The sequence below is a fragment of the Thermanaerothrix sp. genome, from assembly GCA_026417795.1.
Lineage (GTDB): Bacteria > Synergistota > Synergistia > Synergistales > Synergistaceae > Thermanaerovibrio.
In genome coordinates this window covers 19,309-43,342 of sequence record JAOACP010000001.1, presented here as the reverse complement: position 1 = coordinate 43,342, position 24,034 = coordinate 19,309, and the positions used below count along the sequence as shown (strand labels likewise).

At 58.1% G+C, this 24,034-nt stretch carries 23 protein-coding genes and 2 pseudogenes; 6 read left to right on the top strand and 19 right to left on the bottom strand.

From position 1 onward, the window contains the following. The 4 genes from N2315_00235 to N2315_00220 form a co-directional block, all read right to left on the bottom strand. Positions 1-1,305, bottom strand: coding sequence for a 4Fe-4S dicluster domain-containing protein (locus N2315_00235; GenBank protein MCX7827628.1), 1,305 nt, complete (start codon positions 1,303-1,305; stop codon positions 1-3). Positions 1,306-1,352: 47 nt separating this feature from the next. Next, positions 1,353-1,781, bottom strand: a complete 429-nt coding sequence (locus N2315_00230) for a hypothetical protein (protein ID MCX7827627.1) — start codon at positions 1,779-1,781, stop codon at positions 1,353-1,355. A 6-nt stretch (positions 1,782-1,787) separates the two neighbouring features. Beyond that, on the bottom strand, positions 1,788-2,150 hold the full coding sequence (locus N2315_00225; GenBank protein ID MCX7827626.1) for a DRTGG domain-containing protein: 363 nt from the start codon (positions 2,148-2,150) through the stop codon (positions 1,788-1,790). Positions 2,151-2,240: 90 nt separating this feature from the next. Then, positions 2,241-3,401 (bottom strand): ABC transporter substrate-binding protein, encoded by a 1,161-nt coding sequence (locus N2315_00220; GenBank protein ID MCX7827625.1) that lies wholly within the window; start codon positions 3,399-3,401, stop codon positions 2,241-2,243. 139 nt (positions 3,402-3,540) lie between these two features. Between N2315_00220 and N2315_00215 the strand changes: the two genes are divergently transcribed. Beyond that, complete coding sequence (locus N2315_00215) at positions 3,541-4,929, top strand: sodium:solute symporter family protein (protein ID MCX7827624.1); 1,389 nt, start codon at positions 3,541-3,543, stop codon at positions 4,927-4,929. Here N2315_00215 and N2315_00210 read toward each other — a convergent pair. Further along, the gene (locus N2315_00210; protein MCX7827623.1) at positions 4,917-5,411 is read right to left on the bottom strand and encodes an adenosine-specific kinase; all 495 of its coding nucleotides are present in this window, start codon (positions 5,409-5,411) and stop codon (positions 4,917-4,919) included. The two genes, N2315_00215 and N2315_00210, sit on opposite strands and share 13 nt — an antisense overlap. A gap of 349 nt (positions 5,412-5,760) precedes the next feature. Between N2315_00210 and N2315_00205 the strand changes: the two genes are divergently transcribed. Genes N2315_00205 through N2315_00190 form a run of 4 tightly spaced genes read left to right on the top strand, consistent with a single transcriptional unit; the run spans position 5,761 to position 9,039 of the window. Continuing rightward, the gene (locus N2315_00205; GenBank protein MCX7827622.1) at positions 5,761-6,645 is read left to right on the top strand and encodes a branched-chain amino acid ABC transporter permease; all 885 of its coding nucleotides are present in this window, start codon (positions 5,761-5,763) and stop codon (positions 6,643-6,645) included. 11 nt (positions 6,646-6,656) lie between these two features. Then, a complete protein-coding gene (locus N2315_00200; protein ID MCX7827621.1) occupies positions 6,657-7,529 on the top strand; it encodes a branched-chain amino acid ABC transporter permease in 873 nt (290 codons plus the stop codon). A 2-nt stretch (positions 7,530-7,531) separates the two neighbouring features. Further along, complete coding sequence (locus N2315_00195; GenBank protein ID MCX7827620.1) at positions 7,532-8,299, top strand: ABC transporter ATP-binding protein; 768 nt, start codon at positions 7,532-7,534, stop codon at positions 8,297-8,299. Positions 8,300-8,304: 5 nt separating this feature from the next. Further along, a complete protein-coding gene (locus N2315_00190) occupies positions 8,305-9,039 on the top strand; it encodes an ABC transporter ATP-binding protein (GenBank protein ID MCX7827619.1) in 735 nt (244 codons plus the stop codon). A gap of 104 nt (positions 9,040-9,143) precedes the next feature. Here the strand turns inward: N2315_00190 and N2315_00185 are convergent, their stop codons facing one another. Continuing rightward, the gene (locus tag N2315_00185; GenBank protein ID MCX7827618.1) at positions 9,144-9,584 is read right to left on the bottom strand and encodes an OmpH family outer membrane protein; all 441 of its coding nucleotides are present in this window, start codon (positions 9,582-9,584) and stop codon (positions 9,144-9,146) included. A 123-nt stretch (positions 9,585-9,707) separates the two neighbouring features. On the opposite strand from N2315_00185, the gene N2315_00180 reads away from it, so the two are divergent. After that, on the top strand, positions 9,708-9,923 hold the full coding sequence (locus N2315_00180) for a DUF3343 domain-containing protein (protein ID MCX7827617.1): 216 nt from the start codon (positions 9,708-9,710) through the stop codon (positions 9,921-9,923). A 26-nt stretch (positions 9,924-9,949) separates the two neighbouring features. On the opposite strand, the gene pseC is transcribed toward N2315_00180, so the two are convergent. The 13 genes and pseudogenes from pseC to N2315_00115 form a co-directional block, all read right to left on the bottom strand. Then, the gene (gene pseC / locus N2315_00175) at positions 9,950-11,092 is read right to left on the bottom strand and encodes a UDP-4-amino-4,6-dideoxy-N-acetyl-beta-L-altrosamine transaminase (GenBank protein MCX7827616.1); all 1,143 of its coding nucleotides are present in this window, start codon (positions 11,090-11,092) and stop codon (positions 9,950-9,952) included. A gap of 47 nt (positions 11,093-11,139) precedes the next feature. Continuing rightward, a complete protein-coding gene (gene pseB, locus N2315_00170) occupies positions 11,140-12,132 on the bottom strand; it encodes a UDP-N-acetylglucosamine 4,6-dehydratase (inverting) (protein MCX7827615.1) in 993 nt (330 codons plus the stop codon). Positions 12,133-12,186: 54 nt separating this feature from the next. Further along, positions 12,187-13,506, bottom strand: a complete 1,320-nt coding sequence (locus N2315_00165; GenBank protein ID MCX7827614.1) for an aminotransferase class III-fold pyridoxal phosphate-dependent enzyme — start codon at positions 13,504-13,506, stop codon at positions 12,187-12,189. Continuing rightward, the gene (locus N2315_00160; GenBank protein ID MCX7827613.1) at positions 13,493-14,281 is read right to left on the bottom strand and encodes a glycosyltransferase family protein; all 789 of its coding nucleotides are present in this window, start codon (positions 14,279-14,281) and stop codon (positions 13,493-13,495) included. Before N2315_00160 ends, N2315_00165 begins: the two co-directional genes overlap by 14 nt. A gap of 24 nt (positions 14,282-14,305) precedes the next feature. Next, positions 14,306-14,809, bottom strand: coding sequence for a GNAT family N-acetyltransferase (locus tag N2315_00155; GenBank protein MCX7827612.1), 504 nt, complete (start codon positions 14,807-14,809; stop codon positions 14,306-14,308). Positions 14,810-14,812: 3 nt separating this feature from the next. After that, positions 14,813-15,574 carry an imidazole glycerol phosphate synthase cyclase subunit gene (locus tag N2315_00150; GenBank protein MCX7827611.1) on the bottom strand — a complete coding sequence of 254 codons (762 nt, stop codon included), beginning with the start codon at positions 15,572-15,574 and terminating at the stop codon, positions 14,813-14,815. Next, positions 15,571-16,203: an imidazole glycerol phosphate synthase subunit HisH gene (hisH, locus tag N2315_00145; protein MCX7827610.1), complete on the bottom strand. Its 633-nt coding sequence runs from the start codon at positions 16,201-16,203 to the stop codon at positions 15,571-15,573. Before hisH ends, N2315_00150 begins: the two co-directional genes overlap by 4 nt. Next, on the bottom strand, positions 16,200-17,378 hold the full coding sequence (locus N2315_00140; protein MCX7827609.1) for an N-acetyl sugar amidotransferase: 1,179 nt from the start codon (positions 17,376-17,378) through the stop codon (positions 16,200-16,202). The genes hisH and N2315_00140 overlap by 4 nt, the downstream gene beginning before the upstream one ends. A gap of 8 nt (positions 17,379-17,386) precedes the next feature. Further along, the gene (locus N2315_00135; GenBank protein ID MCX7827608.1) at positions 17,387-18,265 is read right to left on the bottom strand and encodes an aldo/keto reductase; all 879 of its coding nucleotides are present in this window, start codon (positions 18,263-18,265) and stop codon (positions 17,387-17,389) included. Positions 18,266-18,378: 113 nt separating this feature from the next. Beyond that, positions 18,379-18,747 carry a flagellar protein FlaG gene (locus N2315_00130; protein ID MCX7827607.1) on the bottom strand — a complete coding sequence of 123 codons (369 nt, stop codon included), beginning with the start codon at positions 18,745-18,747 and terminating at the stop codon, positions 18,379-18,381. A gap of 88 nt (positions 18,748-18,835) precedes the next feature. Further along, positions 18,836-19,219 (bottom strand): annotated as a pseudogene (locus N2315_00125) (flagellin). A gap of 1,545 nt (positions 19,220-20,764) precedes the next feature. Continuing rightward, positions 20,765-21,181, bottom strand: a pseudogene (locus tag N2315_00120) (flagellin). 170 nt (positions 21,182-21,351) lie between these two features. Continuing rightward, a complete protein-coding gene (locus N2315_00115; GenBank protein MCX7827606.1) occupies positions 21,352-24,033 on the bottom strand; it encodes a DUF115 domain-containing protein in 2,682 nt (893 codons plus the stop codon). Position 24,034: the final 1 nt, after the last annotated feature.

The window sequence follows — 24,034 nt, the reverse complement described above, 5'->3', positions numbered from 1 at the left end:
TCAGCTCCTTCCTTTCATCGTATGAGGCACGCTCTTGGAGAGAAGGACTATTCGATTTGCAAGGTCGGATATCTCGTCTCTTAGCTTAAATATGCAGTCCGTAATCTCCCCCTCGCCCCTTACTATATCCTCCGCCATGGCATTGCACGAGGGCCTGCCGCAGGATCCGCAGTCTATGTGGGGAAGTTCGGCGTATATGGCCTTCATCTCCTTCAGCTTGGCCATGGCCTCCGTCAGGTTTTCAGAAAGTGGGATCCGTGGGCGGGGGGGCACGGGCTTCTCCAATGCCCATATGCCACTTTCGTACATCGCCGCCAGCTCTTCCCTTTCGTCGGCTTCTATCTCCCATGGAGCCGGCAGGGGCTGCAGCCGGAGGCTCGCCAGGAAGCGGGACTCTGCGTTGGCGATGCCGCCTATGCAGCCCAGGTCGCATATGCGGCACTCCACGAAGTCCACCCCCGCAAGGCGTCCCAGTTCAAGGTCCTGAAGGAGGTCAAGGGTATTTCTAAGCCCCGATACCGCCAACGTGACAATGGGTTTGGAGGCAAAGGCCCTCACGTGCCTTGCCTCGCCTCCCCTCAGGGCCCATTTAAGCCAACGTTTGTTAACGGGATCCGGCAGGTTGTCCGCCACCTGGGGACCCGCCGCCAGGAGCTGCCTTGTAACCTTTCTCACGGAAACCACGTGCTGAAAGGGGCTGGAGGAACGGGACACCGGATTCCTCACCAGGGTGATCTTCGAGGGACACGGGGAAAGCAGAGTTATTGGGTCGTCCCTGCCGGTCTCATGGCGCCAAAGGTCCCCCATTATGTCAAGTGGGTTTTGAACCGGCACCAGTCTACCCAAAAGCTCGGGAAAGCGAACTTGGATGAGCCTTACCACCGAAGGGCAGTATGTTGATATGAGTGGAAGCTGCTCCCTCGATGCGGTGTCCACCGCGGAGGCCACCGCATAGGCCGCCAGGTCGAAGGCCTTCGGCGCCTGGGAGGTTATCATCTCAAGGCCCCACTCCCTAAGGCACTCTATCACCATGGAAGGGTGCCAATAGGCCCCAAACTGCGCGAAGAACGTTGGGTCCACCGCCAAAACCCCTGGGGTGTGGGATCTTATGAGGTCCCAGTCATCCTCCTCAAGGCCAAGGGCCTTTTTGCCGCAGGTCCTAAGGCACTCCCCGCAGTCTATGCAGAGATCGGACAGAATCCTTATGGAACCGTCCACCACCCTGATGGCCTCGGTGGGACAGGATTTAAGGCAATTTACGCACCCCTTGCATGCGGATTCGAATATCCTTACGCTGTGAGACAAAAGGACCACCCCTTGGCCTTTCTATAGTAGACCGCAGCCCCTGCACCCTAGGAGGGGAATATTATCACCGACCTCACCGAAGTACCCCTTCCAACCTCGGTTTCTATGCTGAACTCATCGGAGTTCTTTCGGATGTTAGGCAACCCCATGCCGGCACCGAACCCCATCTCCCTTATATGATCCGGGGCAGTGGACCAGCCCTCTTGAAGGGCCTTCTCCACATCCGGTATGCCAGGCCCCTGATCAACCGCCAGGATCTCCAGCTTGTCCGGGTATATCATGGCCTTAAGGGTTCCGCCGCCGGCGTGTATTACCAGGTTCATCTCCATCTCATAGGTTACCACAGCGGCCCTCCTGCATATGGCAGAAGGAACGCCAAGCATCTTCAACGTCTCCTTTATGTTGTTGGACGCCTCCCCGGCGGCTAGGAAATCGTCTCCCTCAACCCTGTACTCCAAGCTGACCGGCACATCCACCGCTCATCATTCCCCCTCGCTGGGAAGATGGCAGGCGGGGACCCCCATCTTGTACAGCTCTCCACACACCTTGTACATGCTGTGCCCGCAAAGTATTATGGGTATCCCGCTCCCCTGAGCCAACTTAACCGTGTCCTCCTGGGGGGCCTTTCCCCTTACGAAAAGGATGGACGACAGATCCAGCATCTGGGCGGTCCTTACTATCTGGATGTTGGTCAACCCGGTTATCAGCATGGATCCAGGGGTGCAGAACGCAAGGACGTCGCTCATGAGATCCGAAGCGTAGGCGGAGCGAACCTCATCGTCCAGTTTATCCTCACAGCAGAGCACCCTACCGTCGATGGCTTCCACTATCTCCCTAAGATTCATCGTCTAACAACTCCCTCCCAGTAGTGATCCCCGGTTAGCAAAAAACACTTGAGAAAAGATTAACAAAAGATCCGAGGATACACAAGCGCATCACTTCTCCAAAACGGAGCCAGAGCTTACCTGAACCACCTCCTCCAAAACGGGGGACTTATCCTTAACTCGTATGACCCCCACGGACCTCTTCATAGGCCTGTGGGTAATGGGGCTTATGTTAAGCATCTCCCCCGCAAGGGGGATATCCCTGGCGGATCTTAGAAAGGCCGCCAGCTTGGCGGGATCAGCGGAACCCGCGGCATCGTAGGCCTTTATGACCCAAACCCCCAGGGCGTAGGCCTTGGCGGCGCTGACCAGATTGGACACGTCCCTTTTTACGGTCCTTATTATGTTCCACCGTATCCCCTGCAGCTCCTTTTCCCTAAGATTCAGCAGATGATCCGCGTCCACGTACAATAGCCCTTGAGCTTCTTTGAGGAGCTTCTGGTCTGGATATGCGCCGTGCCAGATCTCCAAGGGCATGCGGTATGTATATGCGGTCTTCCAAAGGGAAAGGGAGCCCATGGAGCCAAGCCAGCTTACCACCACCTTTGCCCCCTCAGCGGAGGCCTCCGCCAGGCGGTACCTGTATCCCGCGTCCCCAGATCCCATGAGCCAGAAGAGCCTTACATCGGGCTGACGTTTCGACAACAGCGCAAGGGTGACCTGGGCTCCCTGAGCCATGGCGGGGTCGTACCTATCCGATATCACAGCCCCCCTTAAGGAACGCCTGGCCATCAGCTGGGACAACACGTTGGCCCTGTAGTTACGGAAGAGCCCCAGGGCGAAAAGATAGGGACTTGGCTTGCCGGAAGGCCCCCGGAGGGAGAGGTCCTCGCCGTCCGACAGGACAACCGAAGGGCCTGCATCCCTGCATGCCTTGACCAAAGCCTCCATGACAGGTCCTCGATCGAAGCATACTATGACCCCCGCCTTCATTGCCCGCCAGGTCTTAAGGCGTCTTAACGCATCCTCCGGGCCAGATATGTCCGGGTACAGGAAGACCACGTCCCTGCCGTGAACTCCATCATGGACCTTGGAGATCTCCATCTCCGCAGTCCTTAAGGCCCATTTAACCGACTGCCCCTCCGGGGACCCCCACCCTCCTTCGGGGGGGATAACCACCACGGGCCACCCCCAGCCCTCCTTAAGGGATGACAGTTCTTCCCCCTGGGACGCCCTGTCCTCGCCTAGGCACGAGGAGGTCGATGCTGCCAACCCCAAGAGGATCAAAGCAAGGGAAGCTAAAAATCTTTTAAATGACAAAAGGTTCCGCAACATGGCAATATCTCCCCATTCCTTGCTTCGATATGGTGTTCATGGGGTATGATACCCCATGAGGTGAGGTATGGTGACTATGCTTTTCTTTTTCGGAGTCGCGCTGGTGCTGCTTTCGTTCGCCCTGCTTGGGATCATGCCCAAGGGAGGCGTCAAAGGGGCGGAGGATTTCACCGTGGCGGGCCGCAAGTCATCCCCCTTGTCGGTGGTTGGGGTTCTGCTTGGGGCCTTGGTCGGAGGGGCCTCCACCATAGGAACCGCCCAGATGGCCTACATGTGGGGGCTATCGGCCATCTGGTTCACCCTGGGGGCTGGGATAGGATGTCTTTTGCTGGCCCTTACCATGGCAGGTCCCTTGAGGCGGGGCAGGAAGGAGACCATAATCCAGATAATACGGGAGGCCTTCGGGCCTAAGGTGGCGGCCACGGTGCTCATATCTTCCCTGGCGGGGACGTTCCTGTCAGTGGTGGCCCAGTTTTTGTCCGGCGCGGCCCTCATAGAAACGGTGGCAAAGGTGAAGACCCCCGTGGCGCTTGGGTTGATGGCGGTCATGGTTTTCGCCTTCATAGCCTCGGGGGGGCTTAAAAGCTACGGAGTCTTGGGAAAGGCAAAGCTCCTCATGCTCTACATATTGATGGGCCTTTGCGCCTTCAAGGCCATGAGCATCGGGGAGACGCCGCTGAAGATCGCCTCTACCCTCCCGTTCCAGCCCTACCTCAACCCCTTTGGCAGGGGGTTCCTTAAGGACCTGGGGGCATGCGCGGCGCTCATCGTGGGGGTCTTCTCAACCCAGATATACCTGCAATCCATATTCGCCGCCAAGGATGAGGCCACCGCCAAGAAGGGAGCCTTCCTCTCGGCGCTACTGATGCCGCCGTTGGGACTTATGGGGATATGGGTCGGGTTGTCCCTTCGGAGCGCCGGGGTGGACATAGAGCCCTCCCATGCGCTTCCGTGGTTCGTGGTGCATCACTTCAACCCCATGGTGGGAGGGATGCTATGGGCATCGCTGTTTATAACCACCGTGGGCTGTGCGGCGGGGCTTTCGTTGGGTATGGCCACAAACCTGGCAAGGGATTTCGTATCCCCCGCCATCGAAGGCTTCATGGCCTCCAAGGGCATAAACGCCAGGGGTACAGAGATGTTGGTGTTGAGGACATCGGTGGCGGCGGTGGTCCTGTCGGCCCTCTTGGTGGCCCTCAACGGCAAAGACGGCACCATCCTCAACTGGGGATACATGAGCATGGGGCTTAGGGGGTCTGGGACCTTCTTCCCAATGATAGGGGCGGTCCTCTTCCCCGGAAGGATCGGTCCCAGGTGGGCTCTTGGGGCCTCCGTGGCGGGGCTTGTGGGCACCATGGGATGGGAAGCTCTAGGATACGGGGGCGAGCCCCTTTACGTGGGACTCGCCCTGTCCATGGCGATCTTTATGGCGGGGTTAAAGCTGTCAGAAGGTCAGCGCTTATAGCCTATTATGTCCCTGAGCAGGGACTTCCTGGCCCTCACGTGTTCCTCCGTCTCAACCCCCTTGGGGGAGAAACCGTCCACCACACCCAGGATGCCCCTCCCCTGCTCGGTGGCCGCCACAACCACCTGAAGGGGGTTGGCGGTGGCGGCGTAGATGGAGCAGACCTCTTGAATGGACTTTATGCGATCCAGCACGTTGATGGGATAACCATTCCTCAATACGATGACGAACAGGTGTCCCGCCCCTATGGCAAGGGCGTTTGATACCGCAGCCTCCACAAGATCCTCCCGGTTGCCGTCCCTTCTGACCAGGCAGTCCCCGGAGGCCTCACAAAAGGCTATGCCGAACTCCAGGGAAGGGGAAGAGGTGGCCAGGGCCTCGTAAAGGTCCTCCACGGTCTTTATGAAGTGACTCTGTCCAAGGATAACGTTACACCCCTCCGGTATCTTCACCGGCACCACTGAAAGGTTGACTGCTGACATGACATCACCCCCTGGACAGCATATTATCACCCCACCCCTTCCCGGGCGAAGAGGCCAAAATCCACATAATTGCGAAAAAAGATGCCCGACGGGGGGCCTCGTAAATACAGAAAGCAATATTTCATATAATCCTATCTTATTATTCTAAATAACCCGAAGCAGTTATAAATAAAAAGCGAATAGCCCATTGCGGCCTAGCGCCCCCTACAGCTTCATGCCCTTTCAACAAGGGCTAAGTGAACTAATTTTCTGATACAATTCATATGTGCGGTATCCGCACCACACAAAGGCGGGAGGTGGTCTTTTTGTTAAGGGGTCTTTGTATACCATCAAGAGAGAGGTGTTCAAGATGGGGGGCTCTGTAGTTCAGCAGGTCATAAACGGCCTGTCCCTAGGTTCCGTTTACGCGCTGATAGCGGTAGGGTACTCGTTGGTCTACTCGATCCTCCTATTCTCAAACTTCGCCCACGGCGGATTTCTGGTCATAGGGGGCTACACCTGCTATTACGCCCTAAGGGGCCTTGGGATGAACATCTGGGCGGCGGGGGCCATATCCCTTCTGGCGGGGGGGCTGTCTGCGGTGCTCACCGAAAAGGTGGCCTACAAACCCATAAGGGAGCGCACCTCCGTTACCCTGTATCTGCTCATAGCGTCAATGGGCATGAGCATCGTGATCGAAAACCTGTTCGTGGTGACCGTGGGAGGACGTTTCAGGGCGCTTCCCCCGGTGATACCCACGGATCCGGTGAACTTCCTGGGCATAGCCACCACAAGCGCCTTCGACATAATATCCCTTATAACCGCGGTGGTGTGCCTCACGGGGCTGCAGCTGTTCTTAAGCAAGACCAAATGGGGACTCGCCATAAGGGCCGCATCCTACAACCTCAAGACCGCGGGCCTCATGGGGGTAAACGTCAGCCTCCTCATATCTATAGTCTTCTTCGTAGCAGGGCTTCTCGCCTCGGTGGGAGGCATCTTCCTGTCGGTCCGCTACACCCTCTACCCACAGCTTGGGGCGATCACCATCAAGGCCTTCGTGGCGGCGGTTATCGGCGGCCTTGGCAGCCTGCCAGGAGCCGTGGCGGGCAGCCTAATCTTAGGTCTTGCGGAGATGCTCACCGCGGGGCTCATCTCCAGCCAGTTCAGGGACCTGGTGGTCTTTGCGCTTCTCATCTTTACCCTTCTCATAAGACCCACCGGACTTTTCGGAAAGTCCGTAGGGGAGAAAGTGTAGGTGTGGCAGGTATGGAAGGATACGGACAGGGAATAATAATTCTTCTGTGCATAAACTGCATAGCCGCCATGGGAGTAAGCCTGCTCACCGGCTTCACCGGCATATTCAGCCTAGGCCACGCGGGCTACATGGCCATAGGAGCTTACGCGGTGGCCATACTCACGGTGGAGCACTCAATCCCATGGTTCGCCGCTCTTATCATCGCGGGCCTTCTGGCGGCGCTTCTGGCCTTCGTGATAGGGGTTCCCACCCTAAAACTCATGGGGGACTACTACGCCATAGCGTCCATAGGTCTGGGGGAGGCCATAAGGCTCATAATCGAGAACTGGCAGTCGGTCACCAGGGGGGCCAGGGGCTACCCAGGCATCGACGCCTTCACCACCATGCCGGTGGCGTTAGGCTTTGCCATCGCCCTGGGAGCCTTCATGTTCTTCTTGGTGAACAGCAACTTCGGCCGGGCCTTCAAGGCCTGCAGGGACGACTACCTGGCAGCGTCGCTACTTGGCTTCAACACCGCCCGCTACAGGGTCCTATCCCTCACCATATCGGGCTTCTATTGCGGCATCGCGGGGGGGCTGCTTGCGGGGTTCATGTCCTTCATACAGCCCGTAATGTTCGACATAAACAAGTCCACGGAGCTCACCGCCGTGGTGGTCTTCGGGGGGCTTGGCTCCATGAGCGGATCCATACTGGGCACCACCGTCATAACCCTTGTTACCGAGCTGTTCCGCCCCATCTCCCAGTACAGAATGCTCATATACGGGTTGGTTCTGGTGCTCATAATGGTCTTAAGGCCCGAAGGGATAATGGGGCAGCGGGAACTTAAGGGCGTCCTCATGGGTCTACTGGGCAAGAAGGCCGGCGGGCCTAAGGAGGTGGCGTAACGGTGTCCTCGGTGCTGGAGCTGGCTGGGGTCAGCAAGAACTTCGGCGGCGTCAAGGCGGTTCAGAACATGACCTTCTCCCTGGAAAAGGGCGAGCTGGCGGCGTTGATCGGCCCCAACGGGGCGGGCAAGACCACCATCTTCAACCTCATAACCGGCGTATACGACGTGTCCGAGGGGAAGATAACCTTCAAGGGGGAGGACATAACCCCCCTTAAGACCTATGAGGTCATAGGCCGGGGCATAGCAAGGACCTTCCAAAACCTGCGGCTCTTTGCGTCCTCTTCGGTGCTTGAGAACGTCATGACCGCCTGTCAGCAACACTACAGGTACAGCTTCTTCGAGGCATTCTCCCACCTGGGGCGCTGGGGCTCCATGGAGCGGGAGAACCGCAATTTCAGCATGGAGCTGCTTGAGCGGGTAGGGCTTGCGGACCGGGCTAATCAGCCAGCGGGAACCCTCCCCTACGGGCTTCAAAGAAGGCTTGAGATAGCAAGGGCCCTCTCCCTCAAGCCTGAGCTGCTCCTGCTTGACGAACCCGCCGCGGGGATGAACCCCGAGGAGGTGGAGCAGCTAAACGAGCTCATCGTGGGCATCCACAGGGATTTCGACCTCACGATCCTGGTGATAGAACATCACATGGAGCTCGTTATGACCATATGCCCCCACATAATATGCATGAACTTCGGGGCCAAGATAGCAGAGGGAGGACCTGAGGACATACAAAACCATCCAGAGGTCCTCAAGGCCTACCTGGGAGAGGAGGATTGATCTCTATGAGCCAGGATAAGTCCCCGCTGCTGTCGGTCCGCGGGCTGGTGGTAAACTACGGGGCCATAAAGGCCCTGCAGGGAGTGGATCTGGACGTATATGCAGGGGAGATAGTGGCGGTCATCGGCGCCAACGGGGCAGGGAAGTCCACCCTCATGAACGCCATAATGGGAAGCGTGCCAAGACAGGGCGGCAAGATCTTCCTTGACGGCCAGGAACTCCCATCCAAGAGCTACCAGGTGGTTACCAGAGGGGTGGCCATATCCCCCGAGGGCAGGAAGGTCTTCGCGCCCCTTACCGTAAAGGAGAACCTCCTTATGGGAGCCTTCCCTCAGAAGTCAGACTCCCAGATCCAGGCAGACATGCGGAAGATATTCGACCTCTTCCCACGCCTAGAGGAGAGGATGAACCAGTACGCGGGCACCCTCTCCGGCGGAGAGCAGCAGATGCTTGCCATAGGAAGGGCCCTCATGGCAAGACCCAGGGTGCTGCTGCTGGACGAGCCTTCTCTGGGGCTTGCGCCCATAATAATCAAGGAGATCTTCAAGGAGCTTAAGCGCATAAACGAGGAGATGGGGCTCACCATCCTGATAGTGGAGCAGAACGCAAGGCAGGCCCTCATGCTCTCCCACAGGGCCTATGTGCTCCAGACCGGACACATGATAATGGAAGGGCCTTCCAAGGACCTCCTCCACGACCCCCACGTGGAAGAGGCATATCTGGGAGGCAAAAAGCGCTAGGCTCTGCCATAAGGCAAAAACCCAACAAGAGAGGGAGGGGGCGGCAACCCCCTCCCTCTCTTGTTAATAGCTTAATGGCCAAAAACCTAAAGGATCTTATTTTCTTAGTTCGCGGACTTCTTCTTAAGCTCCTGGATGACCTCGTCGGTGATGTCTATGCCGCCGAAGAACACGGAGTTCTTATCCACCACCACGGTTATGCCCTTGTTCTTACAGACCGTCCTTATGGCGGTGTCTATGTCCTTAAAGATGGGATCCATGAGCTTCTTCTCTTCCTGGGCAGCCTCGCTCCGCTTGGCCTCGAATATCTGGGCCTTCTTGTTGTTGTCCTTCTCCTTGTCTATGGCGGCCTTCATCTCCGCCTGCTTCTTGCTCATCATGGCCTTTATCTGATTCTGGGTCTGCTGGAACTTGGGGTGCAGGTAGAGCACCTTCTGGGGATCCATGACCCCCACCTTCTCATCCGCGAAGGCCGCCCCCCCAAGCACACCTATCAGCATGACTGCCGCAAGGATCATACCAACGAAACGCACGTTGAACCTCATGAAAAAACCTACCTCCTTCAATTTGTTGAAACCCGCAAACTGGGCTAGATTTTATACCCTTCATGCATCCACGTCCACAAGTATAATTACCTAGAACCGCACACAAAAAAGGAGGATCCCGCTTTGGAGTGCATCGCCACCTTCGACACCACCCATATGGCCCTTCTCTTCGAAAGGACCATGAGGTCCCAGGGGCTTAATGTCAAGATAGTCCCCGTGCCAAGATCCCTCTCATCCAGCTGCGGGCTGGCATGCCGATACCCATGCGATGAACATGACCGGGTGATGCGCCTGGCTGAGGAACACAGGATAGACGTGTCCGGATACAACAGGGTATAAAAACCCCGTGCTGCCAACGGCAACGCCTACAACACAGATGCCAAAAACTCCCCTATGACCTCCACCACACGGTCCTGCTGGGCTTCCTCAAGGGCTGGGAACATGGGAAGCGATATGGTTCGCCGGTAGAAATCAAGGGCCCTCGGGAAGTCCTCTGGGGAAAATCCGTAACGGTTCCTGTAATAGGGGTGCATGTGCACGGGCAGGTAGTGCACCTGGCCCCCTACCCCGGCATCCCTAAGATGGTTAAAAAGGCCGAGCCGCAGCTCCTCTGGGACCTGAATTGGGTACAGGTGATACGAGTGCCCAGGATGGCGGGGGGGCAACTCCACCTGCGGCATATTGGAAAGCAGCCGGTCATACCTTTCGGCTATCCTACGCCGGGCCTCAACAAACCTCTCCAGCTTGGAAAGCTGCGATAATCCAAGGGCGCAATGAACATCCGACAGGCGGTAGTTGTAACCTAGATCCACCATCTCGTAGTACCAGGGGCCGTCGCAACGGCTCATCCTTGATGGTTCCCTTTCTATACCGTGGGACCGGAAGAGCCTAAGGCGCCTTGCGAACTCATCGTCGTTGGTGGCCACCATTCCACCCTCGGCGGTGGTTATGTGCTTGACCGGGTGGAAGCTGAACACCGTCATATCGGCCTCAGATCCCACCATCCTGCCGTTCCGCTCAGCCCCAAGGGCATGGCATGCGTCCTCCACCACCACGGCGTTCAAAGACCGGGCAACGGGAATGATGCGCTCCAACGGCGCCGGGTAACCCCCATAGCTCACCGGCGCTATCACCTTCACCCTTCCCTCCCCGTGATCCCAATTGAAATCCAGCTTGGAGGGGTCCAGGCAAAGGGTTGAAGGGTCCACGTCCACAAATCCCACATGGGCTCCAAGGTACAAAGCGGCGTTGGCGGTGGCGGCAAACGTCAAGGGGGAGGTTATCACTCGATCCCCAGGACATACGCCGGCGGCGTAATAGGCTCCATGGAGCGCGGCGGTTCCGTTGCAAAACGCCACCGCGTGTTTTGCCCCCACCTTCTCCGCAAAGGCCTCCTCAAAGGCCGCCACCGCAGGCCCCTGGGTGAGCCAGTCCCCCTTGAGGACCTCCACCACCGCCCGCACATCTGAGTCATCTATGAACTGTCTTCCATAAGGGATGAAGGACAAACGAACCACTCCCCATCTACGGCTTCAACGGCTGTAAAAGGCCTAAGTTACCTCTTACCCACTAGCTCCCTTATCTGCTCCACGGTCAAAAACCACGGATTGGTGCCCGACTGGTACTCGAAATCATCGGCCACCGGACCGCCTCTCTCCCCAAGGGGGTTAACGGCGTAATCCACCTCACGCTGGAAGGATATGGCGGGCTTCACCACGAAGTGGTCGTGGAACTCCAGGATGTTCAGCGCCTCGTCCTTGGGGCAGAGAACCTCGTGGAGCTTCTCCCCAGGGCGTATCCCCACCACCTTCGTTGGTATATGAGGCGCCATGGCGGAAGCCAGGTCCACTATCCTGGCGGATGGTATCTTCGGAACGAAGATCTCCCCCTGGCGCATCCGCTCGAAGGCCTTGACCACGAAGTCCACTCCTTGATCTAAGGTTATCCAGAAGCGGGTCATCCTAGGATCAGTTATGGGAAGGTACTGGGCCCCCTTGGCTATGAGATCCCTGAAGACCGGAACCACGGAACCCCTGGAGCCCACCACGTTGCCGTACCGCACCACCGAGAACCGGGTCTCATGGGCGCCCGCTATGTTGTTGGCGGAGACGAAGATTTTATCGGAACATAGCTTGGTTGCCCCATAGAGGTTTATTGGATTGGCGGCCTTGTCAGTTGATAAGGCCACCACTTTTTTCACCCCCAGGTCTATGGAGGCCTGGACCACGTTCCAAGCCCCCATGATGTTGGTCTTTATGCACTCCATTGGGTTGTACTCCGCCGCTGGGACCTGCTTCAAAGCCGCGGCGTGCACCACGTACTCCACATCCCGCATGGCAAGCCTCAGCCGGTCAAGGTCCCTGACGTCGCCTATGAAGAAGCGCAGGCACTCACAGTCAAAGTCCCGCTCCATCTCCGACTGCTTCAGCTCGTCCCTGGAGTATATGACCACCCTCCTTGGCTTGTAACGCTCAAGGACCCTCCTCACGAAGGCCTTGCCAAAGGAACCGGTGCCCCCGGTTATCAGTATTGCGGAACCGTCAAACAAAACCTACACCTCCAAGAGACGAATTCTTCCTTTTCTTCCTTGCTGACCTCCATGTCAATTAAGCCTCTTGAAACCAACCTGTGAGGGCTGTCCCTTAAGGCTCTCCTCCAAGCGCCCCAACTTGATGAGATTCATCATTCGGGCAAAAACCTGATCCGCCGCCTCAAGATAGGTCTTCACGTGGGATTCCTCATGGGCCAGCATGGCGTAGAAGAGGTTTGAAGCCAGTATTCCCCGCTCCAGCATCTCCTGCACGTAAAAGGCCTTCATGTGGCGGCTCAACGGACCCTGGAAGTCCACGTGGCTCATGGGGTATATCCCGCTTACATGGGCATCCATGGAATGTTTATCAATCAGGTTCTTCCACCCCTCCTGAACCATCCGCCCCATGGCACAGAGGTGCTTCGCCGCGTCCACCCTCCGATGCTTCCTTATGGTGGCCAAAGCCGCCGCAAAGCCCGTCCTCTCGGTCCAACAGGTGCTGCTTATGAAGGTCCTCTGGGCGGACTCCATGACCTTCGCCTTGCCTATCACCGCACCTATGGGATAGCCGTTGCCCATGGCCTTGGAGAACACCGCCATGTCGGGCTCATACCCGTAAAGCAGGTGCGCCCCTCCGCTGTTAAGCCTGAAGCCGGAGGATATCTCGTCCACCACCAAGACCGCCCCCGCATAGGACGCCAGGTCCCTCACGGCCTCCACAAACTCCCTTTCGGGTTCATCGTTCCTTATGGGCTCCAGTATCACCGCCGCCAGGTGGTCCCTACAGGAATCCACTATGGCCTTGAGTTCCTCGATCCTGTTGAAGCGGAAGGGCAAGGCGGTTCCCGCAAGCCCCTTCGGGACACCCCTTGGATCCAAGCCGGATATAAGGTGCTCTCCCAGGGCGTTCTCGGTGCCCACGTTGGCCGCCAGATACCAGTCGTGCCATCCGTGGTATCCACAAAAGGCCACCTTGTCCCTGCCCGTGTGGGCACGGGCTATCCGCCCCGCCACAGCCATGGCCTCCCCGCCGGACCGGGTGAACCGGGCCATATCAGCCCAGGGATGTATCTCGCACAGGAGCTCCGCAAGCTCAACCTCCTCAGGACAGTTAAGGGACGACGCAACACCTCCCCTTATGGCCTCCACAACCGCCCCGTCCACGTCGGGATCCGCGTACCCCAACACGCTGGCCCCTATGGCGGATATGCTCATGTCCAAATACCTGTTGCCGTCCAAGTCCCAAACGAAGGCGCCGGCGGCCTTGGAGTAGTAGCCGGGCCAAACACCTAAGCTGAACATGTCCGGCCGCTTGGACAGAAGCTGGGTCATGCCTGGTATGCGGGACTTGCCCAGTTGCTGCATCTTAAGGGATCTATCAATTTGAGGCACTCCGTCGTCCTCCTTTCAAGAACTCTTGGTCCTCCGCAAGGGACTTAAGGTATCCCTCGTTCCTTACGAAGCCGCTGTTAAGATCCATAAGATCGGGCCTCTCCTCAAGAAGCCCAAGGACGTCATCCATGCCGAAGGCGGGGTTCTTTGGGTACAAAGCCTCATATACGGCGCAAATCACCTTGAAATCCTCCGCCTCGTCCACAGTCCAGCGGAGGTGGGAAAGGTTTCGGCCATTCAGCTTAAGGCAACCCAATCGGTACCTCTCGGGCCTCTTGTAGATGAAAGGCGTCACATGCTCCCTCTCGGAGGGCAGCACCGCTTCCCTGTGGGCCTCTTCCAGGGCGGAGAACCGCACCACCTCCACGTCAAGGCCATCGGGAAACGTGGGCTCCAGCGTGTTGCTGGTGTAATCGTTGCCCTCCTCAAGGTGCATCTCTATCACCCTATCTATCACGTCAGGGTCCGCCAGCGGGCAATCTCCGGTGAGTCTCACCACGTGATCCGGCCCATGGGCGACGCAGGCCCCGTAGAAACGCCCCAGCACATCTTCAAGGGAGCCCCTGTAGACATCAACCCCCTCCGCCCGACACAACTCCACCAGGGGATCATCGGACTCATCGGAACTGGTGGCAAGCACTAAATGGTCTATCCGATGGGCTCTTCGAACCCTCTCTATCTGCCTTAGGACCATGGGAAGACCCATTATCTCCGCAAGCACCTTGCGGGGAAACCTGGAGGAGCTCACCCTAGCCTGAAGAACCGCCAAGATCATAGGATCACCACCCCTGTTAAGCCATCAACTGGACAGAAGCTTCTCCACCAACACCTCGTCCACGTACCTGCCATCCAGCAAACGGTGCTCCGCAAAAACGCCCACCCTCCGGAAACCGGCCTTCAGGAACGCCTTAAGGGACCCGGTGTTACCATCGTATATCCCGGCGAACAGCTTCCTTAAACCCAGCTCCCGGTGGGCATAGGAGCAGCAGAACATTATGGCCTGGGTGGCTATGCCCCGTCCCCAGTACTCCTTAAGACCCACCACCAACCCAAGATCTCCGTAACGGTGCCTCCAATCCACGGATCCTATCTTTATGTTCCCGATGTGATGCTCCCCGTCAAATATCCCAAACAGGAAATCCCGACCGCTGGAGGATGCGGCCTTCACGAACTCCACAAGGTCTTGCCTCGTGTAGGATCTAAAGCGGCTCTCAAGGTAGCGGGTGACCTCCGGATCGTTCATCCACTTAACGTAGTTCTCCCCCACGTCATCGGGGGAGAGAAGCTTAAAACGCAGCTCCATGCCTCAAGCCTCCCTGACCGGTATGTCCCGTCCCTTAAGAAACGCCTTTATCCTCACCACGTCATAATCCCTCAAGGACAGCATCTTGCCTATGCCAACCCCTTCCGCGTCCACGGAGCGGAAGAGTTCCACAAGATCCAGGTAACTGCCGGCCCCTCCGGAGGCTATGAGGTTAACTGAAACCACCTGCCGGGCCAGCTTCATAAGGTCCAGGTCAAAACCAGACAGGGTGCCCTCCCGGTCCACGGACGTCAGCAACACCTCGCCGGCGCCGTTCTCCACAAGGGCCTCCAGGAGCTTCACAAGGTCAACCTCCACCTCCTTGGAGCCAGAGAGGACCACCGGCTTCCAACCTTCCGAGGCGTTCCCCTTAACGTCCACCGAGGCCACCACCGACTGGGAGCCGAACCGCTCCGCAAGGCTCCTTATGAGGCCGGGGTTTAACACGCAGGCGGTGTTGACTATCACCTTGTCCGCCCCGGAGAGGAAGAGCCTGGCCGCGTCTTCCACGGACCTCACCCCGCCTCCCACCGCTATGGGCAGCCGGCACCGCTCCGCAAGCTTCATCACAAGGCCGGGATCCACCGTACGCCCCTCCTTGGAGGCGGTTATGTCCACCAGGGCTATCTCATCGGCCCCCTGGGCATCCTGGATCATCGCCTGGGATATGGGGTCTCCAACATCCACGTGGTCCACAAAACGGGTCCCCTTCACAAGCCTCGCGCCTTTAAGGAGAAACTGAGGGATGATGCGCTTGGCCGTCATCGACACAACACCTCCACCGCGGACCTTAAAACCCTGAGCCCATCTCCCTGGCTCTTCTCTGGATGGAACTGGAACCCCATCACGTTCTCCCTCGCCACCGCCGCGACAAAGCTCTTGCCACCGTAATCAAACCGGGCAAGCACGTGCTCCTCCGATAAGACATCAAAATGGTAGGTGTGCATGAAGTAGAAGGCCCCGTAACGAACCCCCTTGAATATCTCCACCGCCAGCTCTCCTTCTGAAGGGGCCACCATTTCCCACCCCATGTGGGGCACCCTTACCCCCTCCATGGGGCGCACCCTGCCGGGTATCCAATCGAAACCCCGGTTCTCGCCCTCCTCCTCACCAACGGAGGCAAAGAGCTGCATGCCAAGACATATGCCGATAACCGGACGCCCTTTCTCATTCCAAGAGCGCAAAAGGTCCCACATCCCCATTCCCTTAAGGGATTTCACCGCCGCGCCGTAAGTTCCAACTCCAGCCAAAACCAAAAGGGAGAACCTGTCCGCGCAAGAGGGCTCCGACAACAGCTCCGTCTCATAACCGTAAAACGACAGGGCGCTCATCACGGACCCCACGTTGCCAAGACCGTTGGAAACCACGCCTATCCTCAAAGCCACGGGGCTCACCACACCTTTCCCCTGTATTCCCTGTCCGCCTGGTCCCTGAACCACATATCCTGATCCTTCAACCTCTCCCCCTCAGGGATATCCCTGGGGTCCCTCGGAAGTGCGGGCTTTATAAGGTGCCTTGCCACTATCTCGTTAAACTCATCCTCTGTTATGCCGATGTACTCAAGGAATACCTCCAGGCTCTGGGGCTTCCTGTCCTCGTAACGCTTTATGTGCTCCAGCGCCTCCTCCCTTGACATGCGGCCATGCCTTATGTCAAGGGTGGTAAGGTGGGTTATCCTGGAAAAACCCCTCTTGAGGTACTTTATGTAATCCCTTACGCCGGTGAACATGCACTCTATCTTCTCGTAGGTGGGGCCGGGGAAGCCGCTCTCTATCTCGTCCTCCTGCCAGCCAAGCTCCCGCTTTATTATCTCCACGTGCCTCCTCACGTCCCAAGGACGGTACTTGCCCAAGGGAAGGCTCTTCACTCCAGCCTCCTCAAGCTCCTTCCTCGATGGGTACACGTAAGGAGCGAGATCCCTGGGCTCCACCCCTATAAAGCCCGCCATGTCCTCAGCCCTCATGCCAAGCACTATCCTACGGTTGAACTTCCACTCATCGGTCTCCTCCAGATCGGCGAACTTGAAATAGGCCTCGTACTCACCGCCCCCCTCTCCCCATATGAGCAGGGGAATCTTGAACTTGACCGCTATCTGCATTGGATAGGCAAAAACCCCCGCGTGGCAGTGCCAGCAGAAGTCACCCTTCCTTATAAGGGCCTCCAGCATGAGACGGCGCACCACCTGCCAGTTGGGAGTGAAGGTAATGACGTCCACCCCAAGACGCCGAAAGGTCCTCTTACGGTTCTCCACCATGTTGGGCCGGTAGAACCAGTGGTCAAAGGATACCACCAAGGGCTTCAAACCATACTCCCTCACTATGGCCCAAAGGGTGAAGGTGGAGTCCTTCCCGCCGCTGAAGGGCACTATACAGTCATATTGAGCCCCACGGGCCTTGGCCTCGTCGAAGATCCGCCTAAGCTCCCGATCCCGGGCCTGCCAGTCTATCTCCCTTTGCTTCACGTCCCAGTTCCTGCATATGTTGCAAACCCCGTCTTCGTCAAAGTATACGGTCTCCCAGGTTATGGGCAGCACACACCGGCTACACCTCTGAAACTCGTCCAACCTCATATCCCCCCTCATCCCCAAGTCCTGGGGTCTATCACCGCTTCATCAAAACACATAAGGTCCTCCAAATCCTCAGGTCTCACTCTACCCGCGGCGGAACGGGCGGCTAAAACTATCTCCGAAACCTGCGAGGGAGAATCAACCCCCACCACCACCCGGTCCACCTCCTCAATGGACAGGCAAAAGCCCAGGGCAAGCTCCATCGAAGACAACCCAAAATCCGACGCCCTCTCCGCAAAGCGCTCAAGGAAGCGCCCCGCTCCCTTAACCTTTTCGGCTCCCTCGGCTGGATCCATTAAGAGCAACCCCTGCAGGAAACAGGAACGAACGTGTATCTCCGCCCCCATTGCCTTAAACCTTTTAAGGGCGCCGGAGGCCAGGAACCGCTGGTCCAGTGCGTTAAGGGGAAGCTGCACCACCTGGGGGGCAAGCACTCCGGAAGCCGCAAGGGCCTCCTCTGGAGAGTAGCACGAGAACCCGATCTTGTACGCCAACCCTAAATCCCGCTGGCGGGAAAGGAAACTCGCCATCTCCTCTCCCAAGGGTCCGTTAAAGTCTTTGCCATGGTGCGCCATAAGACCGTAGACCTTGGGGGTCCTTAGGTCCTGGAGGGCCTTGGCCAGCGCTTCCTCCAAATCACCGGCCCTCATCGTGGGCAGCTTCGTGACCACCTTCATGGAGGCCCCCAGCTCACCCAGCGCCATTCCTATGAACTCATGGGAGCTGCCGTAGAGGCAGGCGGTGTCCACCATGCAGAACCCTTCCTCAAGGGCGGTGCTTAGTATCTCCAACGCCCTTCCATAATCGGGCTTTGCGGAACCACGGATGCCGTAGGCCAGCCCAAGCTGAGCACCGCCCAGGGCAAGACGCTCCACCGGGTCTTTGCTCACGGGCAAACACCCCTTTCCTGTGTTTGGGTATTTCAATTCTACGCGGGAACTACGAAAAGCAAAAGGTTAAGCCCCCGGGGTGAGAAACCCAGGGGGCTTAACCGGTTAAAAGGCTAAAACCTGTCGTCAAAGAGGATGCCCAGCATCTTGTTGATGTTCTCAATGAGTTTTACCACCTCATCGGGGGGGATCTTCCTTATTACTTTATCATCCGCCCGGTCTATGACCTCCACCTGGTAAACGTCCGCCTCCTTGCGGTACCGGAACTTAAGGTCCCTTCCGAAGACGCGGCTTGTCTGCTCCGCCTTCCGAAGGGCGTCCAGGAGGACATCCTCGGTCAACTCGCCCTTGGATCGTTGGGGGGCTTCAACGGGACCCACCGCATTGGGACTTGTCAATCCCCGGCGGCTCATCAAAACATCAAATCCCTCCAGGGCGGAAGGGGAGCCCCACGACGCCCTCACATCATCGTGGAACGTCATCGACACATCACCACCTTAGAACGGTTCCCATGGGGCTTTAAAAAAGGAGAGGGGCCGAAGGCCCCCCTCCCTCAAGCGGCCTCCGGCGTTACCGGAGGAGCTGCAGCACGTTCTGGGGAAGCTGGTTGGCCTGGGCAAGCATGGAGTTGCCAGCCTGCATGAGGATGTTGAGCCTGGTGAAGTTCATCATCTCCTTGGCCATGTCCAGATCCCTTATGCGGCTCTCCGCAGCGGTGAGGTTCTGGCCCGCCACGGTGAGGTTGTTGATGGTGTGCTCCAAGCGGTTCTGGTAGGCACCTATGGCGGCCCGCTGCTTGGACACCCGGTCGATGGCGTTGTCGATCACGGTTATGGACCGGGCGGCGGAGTCGCGGTCGGTGACCAGTATGTTGTGAACCCCAAGGGCCCTGGCGCTCATGTCGCCGATGTTGACCCCCATGTCCTCCTTCTCGTTGGCGCCGATCTGGAAGACCGTGGTGTTGTCCGCAAGGTGCAGCTTGGTCTCGTAGATCTTGCCCGTGTCCTGAGAGAGGACGAACTCGTTGTTGAGGAAGCTCACCTTTACGTTGGCCATGGCGTCGAACTCAACGTCCACGTTGGGGTGCACCACGCCGTAGAGCACGTTGCCCGTCACCTTGGCGTTGCTCACCACCGTAGCGCCACTGTGGGCGTCCTGCACGGAGACCCGGAACTGGTTCTCGGTGGACTTCTTGATCACGTTGAGGCTCAGGGCCTTGATGAGGTCCTCGTCGCCGGAGAAGTTGAGCTCTCCAGCCTTGCCGGCTATGGCGGACCTTATGACGAAGGTGCCCTGCACCGACTGGGAGGTTCCGGAAATTACGTCGTTCTTACCAACGAAGGTTACGAACTTGTCGGTGTCAGAGGTAAGGTACTTGGCCTGACCAAGGTCGAAGGCGATGGCGTTGTTGAGCTTGGTCTGCACGTCCCGCAGGGTGTCGGTGGAGTAGAGGGTGATGGAGGCCTTGGTGCCGTCGCCCTGGACTATGGTGATGTCCTTGGGATCGTCCAGGAGGAACCGGCCATTGGCGTCCCAGAACTTGTCAAGGTCCTTAAGCTGCACGTCCGCCTCGGCGATCTGCCCCACGTAGGCGGCGTCGAAGGCCGCAAGGGTAGCGCCGGTGGCCACAAAGCTGGTGCTCAAGGTAAGGACTATGTCGGATTCGTAGAGGGTGCCGTTGGCGGTGTTGAGGTAGAAGTTCCTGAAGTGCACGTCCTTGCCCGCCACGTTGGCAGCCACAACGTTGAAAGCGGCGGTCAGGGTGTAGGCGCCGGTGTCCCAGTTGCCAAACCAGCTGGTGTTGTTGGTGGCGGAGATGGTGACCTGCAGGTCCGCAGTGGCGCTACCGGCCGCAAAGTTCACAACGATCTTGTCGCCAACCGTATAGTTGGTGACAGCGCTTATGGCTATGATACCCTCACCCATAGCGGTGGTTCCAAAAGCGGTCATAGAGGTAGCGGAGAGAGCCGTAGTCTGCAGGATTATGTTCTCGTTGGTGAAGGTGTAGGAATCACCGCTCAGGGACAGGGTGTTCGCCACGCCCCGGAACGTGACAGAGCTGTTGGCGGTGTCCACCGCAACCACTTCGAGGTATATGGAGCCGCCGCCGCCCGCGGCGCTAACGGAGCCGGAAAGGGCGCTGATTATGGACACGCCGGTAGCAGCACCGAAGACCTGCTGGTTATTAATTGGACCACCATCCACGGAGAAGTTATCAGCCGACACCGCAAGGATGGTGAACTTGCCGGCGGGCAGGGAGTCCACCCGGACCTTCTCCACGCCCTTGTTGGTGTTCTTGGTGACGTTCATGATCACGTTCTCGTGCTTGATCTTGAAGATGTCGGTCTTCTGGATCTGGGCGTCACCGGGGTTGGCTATGATGCTTATCTTGTAGTTGCCCTCGGCGCTGTTCTTCTGGCCGAACTGGTCCACGGTCCTAAGGCCGCCCCGGACGAAGGCCTTGGTGGTCAGCTTGTCGGAGGACCAGAGCACCGCGGCGGAGCCGTCCAGCAGCTTCTTCTTGTTGAACTGGGTGGTGCTGGATATACGGTTTATCTCGTCCTTCAGCTGCTCGATCTCGTCCTGGATGTAGCTGCGGTCCTGCTGAGTCAGGGTGTCGTTGGCCGCCTGGACGGACAGCTCCCTCATCCTCTGCAGGATGGAGTGGGTCTCGTTGAGGGCGCCCTCGGCGGTCTGGATCATGGATATGCCGTCCTGGCTGTTGCGCACCGCCTGATCAAGGCCGCGGATCTGAGCCCTCATCTTCTCGCTTATGGCAAGCCCCGCCGCGTCGTCCGCCGCGGAGTTGATCCTAAGACCGGTGGAGAGCTTGTTTATAGACTTCTGAAGGCTGTTGTTGGTGGCGCTGAGGGAGTTGTACGCGAAAAGCGCCGGTATGTTGTGGTAAACTCTCATGTTAATCTACCTCCTTGTGATGTTCCAGGGCGTCCTCCGTGGCGCCCCTGCCTTATGATAACCACTTGACCTTAAACACATTAACCCATCCAAACGACGCGGCACCACCTCCTGCTCCCCTTATCGGAACCCATACCGCTTAACTTTAGGGCCTCCTAAAGAACGATCCGCTAGCTGTTATCCTGGGACGCTGCTGGAACCAAGCTAACGTCCATCCCACAGGATCTAAGGTAGTCCACCCACCGGGGCTCCCACTGAAACCCCGCCCTTGAGAGGACCTCCCTCCGGCCAAACATAAAGTCAAGGGCCCTCCTGGCAGCCTGGTCAATGGAACTATCGTCGCACCCCAGCACGTCAAAGGCGGTCTTGGCAAGCCAAGCGAAGTGTGGCACCACGTCTCCAGGGTACCGCTCAAGCCCCGCCTCCATCTTCATGACCTCGTCAAAAGCCCTGGACAGATCCTTTTCCATGAGGGCCCTTTGGGCGGCGTTCCTAAAGCCCATCAGCCTTGCCGCAAGGTCGTACTCCGCCACCTCGGAGGCCGCGTCCGCATACTCCCGCTGGGACCTTAAAATATCGCGCTTTACCTCGTCTATCCTACAGGACCACTCGGGCATGACCGACTTGGCGCTGTCCAGAAGCGTTACCGCCAACTCATACTGCGGGGCCCTTATGAGGTCGTTGGCCCCCTCTATCAACGCCCAATCGATGAAGAAGGACGCCACCTTCTCCGCTTCCGCCTCCCTGCCCTCCAACATGCCGTAGGTTCTTCCCATGCAGTGCCGGGCCTCAAAGGCCCTGCCCTGGGCGAAGAGGAACTTGGCGGCCATCCAAAGAAGCTCCGGCGACACCCCTTCCCCCCTAACCAGGTCCACCCGACAGAGCATGTCCGATATCAAAAGCCCCAAGGGGGAGAGAAGATCCGGCTCTTCCTGCCCCATAAGCTCCTCAAGGGCACGCCCCAAAGGCTCGATAAGATCCCCATCCTTCAAGTCCAGCGTGTCCTTCAAAACCTCCAAAGAACTTGGGGACAACAGCGCCTCCATGTAATCAAGCCACTGATTCATGAATTTTAAATTAACCCTGTGGCTTGCCACCATCTCCCGGTGGACCCTCTCCCACTCCTTAACCTGCTCCACCGTCTCAAGGAACCTGGTCCTGGCTATGGCGACGCCGGAAAGGTGGGTGTAGCTCTGGCCTATGAAGGCCAGGGCTCTGTGGGCGTTGTGCAGCCGGTCCAAAAGATCCGCCACCTTAAGGGCGTGCTGCCTCCTCCTGGAGGGCGAAAGCCCCGCCGACGCTGCCCGGTCTATCTCCTGATCCATCTGGTCCAGCACGCCAAGGCAAAAGTCTATGTCGTGCTTGGCCCTTGAGATCCTGGCCATGAGATCCTTGGTGCCCTCCTCGGTTATATCCCGAGGCTTGGCGTCCTCACCGTCAAGATGCGACACTGCCCGGTCCCCGCCAAACCGGAGCATGAAATCCTTAAGCGGAATGGCGGCAGCCCCCTTTATGGCGGCCCCCCGTTCAGAGCACTGGAAGACCATTTCATCTCTAAAGCCGCTGAGGAGCCTCTCAAAGATCTGCAGGAAGTAGTACCACATGTAGTGGGTCTTCACCCTGCCGCCCCCTATGGCCTCCACCTCCAGCCTCGGGTACGAAAGCTCTTTGGCGATACCGTCCGGGGTAAGCGAAGCGGCCCCCTCCGCGTGGGTTGTAAGGCCGTCATCGTCAAAAGATAGGTCCTGGCCTATCAACGCCACCTTGGGACACCCAAGCCCCACGGCAAAACACATGGCCATGTGGGCCACGCTCATCCCGGAGGTCATGGTGTTCATGTTGAGCACTTCCTTAACCAGCCAGGTATCGGCGGGGCTGTCCATCTTGCCCACCACGAAAACCGGCCCGGGCCACCGGCCGGCGGTCAAGGGCTCGCTCACCGACTGGGACACCAACAGTATCCTCTTGCACTCCTCCGGGAACTCCTCCAACACCTTGGGCATCCAAACCTCGTACATGGAGTTGCGCTCTATGGTGACCACCGCGTGGGGGACGATCCCCCGCCGCAACAGCGTCACCAAAGAGGTATCGCAGGCTATGATGAGGAACCTATCCTCCTCACCCTTCAGCAGCTCCACGTTCCTCTTGAGTGACGGGCCGGAGCTCACGCAAACCGCAGGGCGTCCACCCCAACGATCTATGAGCCGTCTGCCGTCAACCCCCCTTAGGATCCTCAAGAGGTTCAAGGCCCCATGCCTTATGCCCAAAAGGGTGTCCTCCGGGGAGTTGCCCAGCATCTCTATACGGTGTCTTACCGCTTCCCAGAACTTGGCCTCCAGACGGCCCATCTCCCGCTCCTGGGCCTCCCATATGCCCCGGTGCACGTGGCGGCGGGCCTCGGTGAAGAGGTATATCCCCAAGGGAACCACGTTGTGGAAAAGGGCCTCCTCCAAGAGCGCTGTATCATCCCAAACCACGAAGGAAAGCCTGCAGCCCCTTGGGAGGGCCATGTAAACGGAGGTGGCGGACAGCGTGGCTATGAGCCTCTCAACGCTGGGCTCCAACACCACCACCGAAAGGGCGTCCTTTGGAAGGGCCCTCAATATCTTGAAAAGATATGGCGGATACCCAACCCCAAGGACCAGGTGGCAATAACCCCCCATGTCCTGGATCTTGGGCTCCTCATCAAAAAAAGTCTCCCCCAGTCCCCTTATCCAACGGCCCGAAGGCACTGCCTCCACCGCCGGCTCACCCACGGGGGGGCGACCCTTAAGATCCTCCTCGATCCTACGGGCTAAAAGGGGCTGCCTCTCCCGGAGCTCCCCAAGGTTTTTAGATAAAAGGTCGTTCATA

Coding starts and splice junctions, on each gene's coding strand:
- N2315_00225 (MCX7827626.1), bottom strand. CDS start 2,150: ATGAATCTTAGGGAGATAGTGGAAGCCATCGACGGTAGGGTGCTCTGC.
- N2315_00160 (MCX7827613.1), bottom strand. CDS start 14,281: ATGATCTTGGCGGTTCTTCAGGCTAGGGTGAGCTCCTCCAGGTTTCCC.
- N2315_00215 (MCX7827624.1), top strand. CDS start 3,541: ATGCTTTTCTTTTTCGGAGTCGCGCTGGTGCTGCTTTCGTTCGCCCTG.
- N2315_00150 (MCX7827611.1), bottom strand. CDS start 15,574: ATGACGGCCAAGCGCATCATCCCTCAGTTTCTCCTTAAAGGCGCGAGG.
- N2315_00130 (MCX7827607.1), bottom strand. CDS start 18,747: ATGACGTTCCACGATGATGTGAGGGCGTCGTGGGGCTCCCCTTCCGCC.
- N2315_00115 (MCX7827606.1), bottom strand. CDS start 24,033: ATGAACGACCTTTTATCTAAAAACCTTGGGGAGCTCCGGGAGAGGCAG.
- N2315_00205 (MCX7827622.1), top strand. CDS start 5,761: ATGGGGGGCTCTGTAGTTCAGCAGGTCATAAACGGCCTGTCCCTAGGT.
- N2315_00190 (MCX7827619.1), top strand. CDS start 8,305: ATGAGCCAGGATAAGTCCCCGCTGCTGTCGGTCCGCGGGCTGGTGGTA.
- N2315_00155 (MCX7827612.1), bottom strand. CDS start 14,809: ATGGAGCTGCGTTTTAAGCTTCTCTCCCCCGATGACGTGGGGGAGAAC.
- N2315_00200 (MCX7827621.1), top strand. CDS start 6,657: ATGGAAGGATACGGACAGGGAATAATAATTCTTCTGTGCATAAACTGC.
- N2315_00210 (MCX7827623.1), bottom strand. CDS start 5,411: ATGTCAGCAGTCAACCTTTCAGTGGTGCCGGTGAAGATACCGGAGGGG.
- N2315_00140 (MCX7827609.1), bottom strand. CDS start 17,378: ATGAGGTTGGACGAGTTTCAGAGGTGTAGCCGGTGTGTGCTGCCCATA.
- N2315_00185 (MCX7827618.1), bottom strand. CDS start 9,584: ATGAGGTTCAACGTGCGTTTCGTTGGTATGATCCTTGCGGCAGTCATG.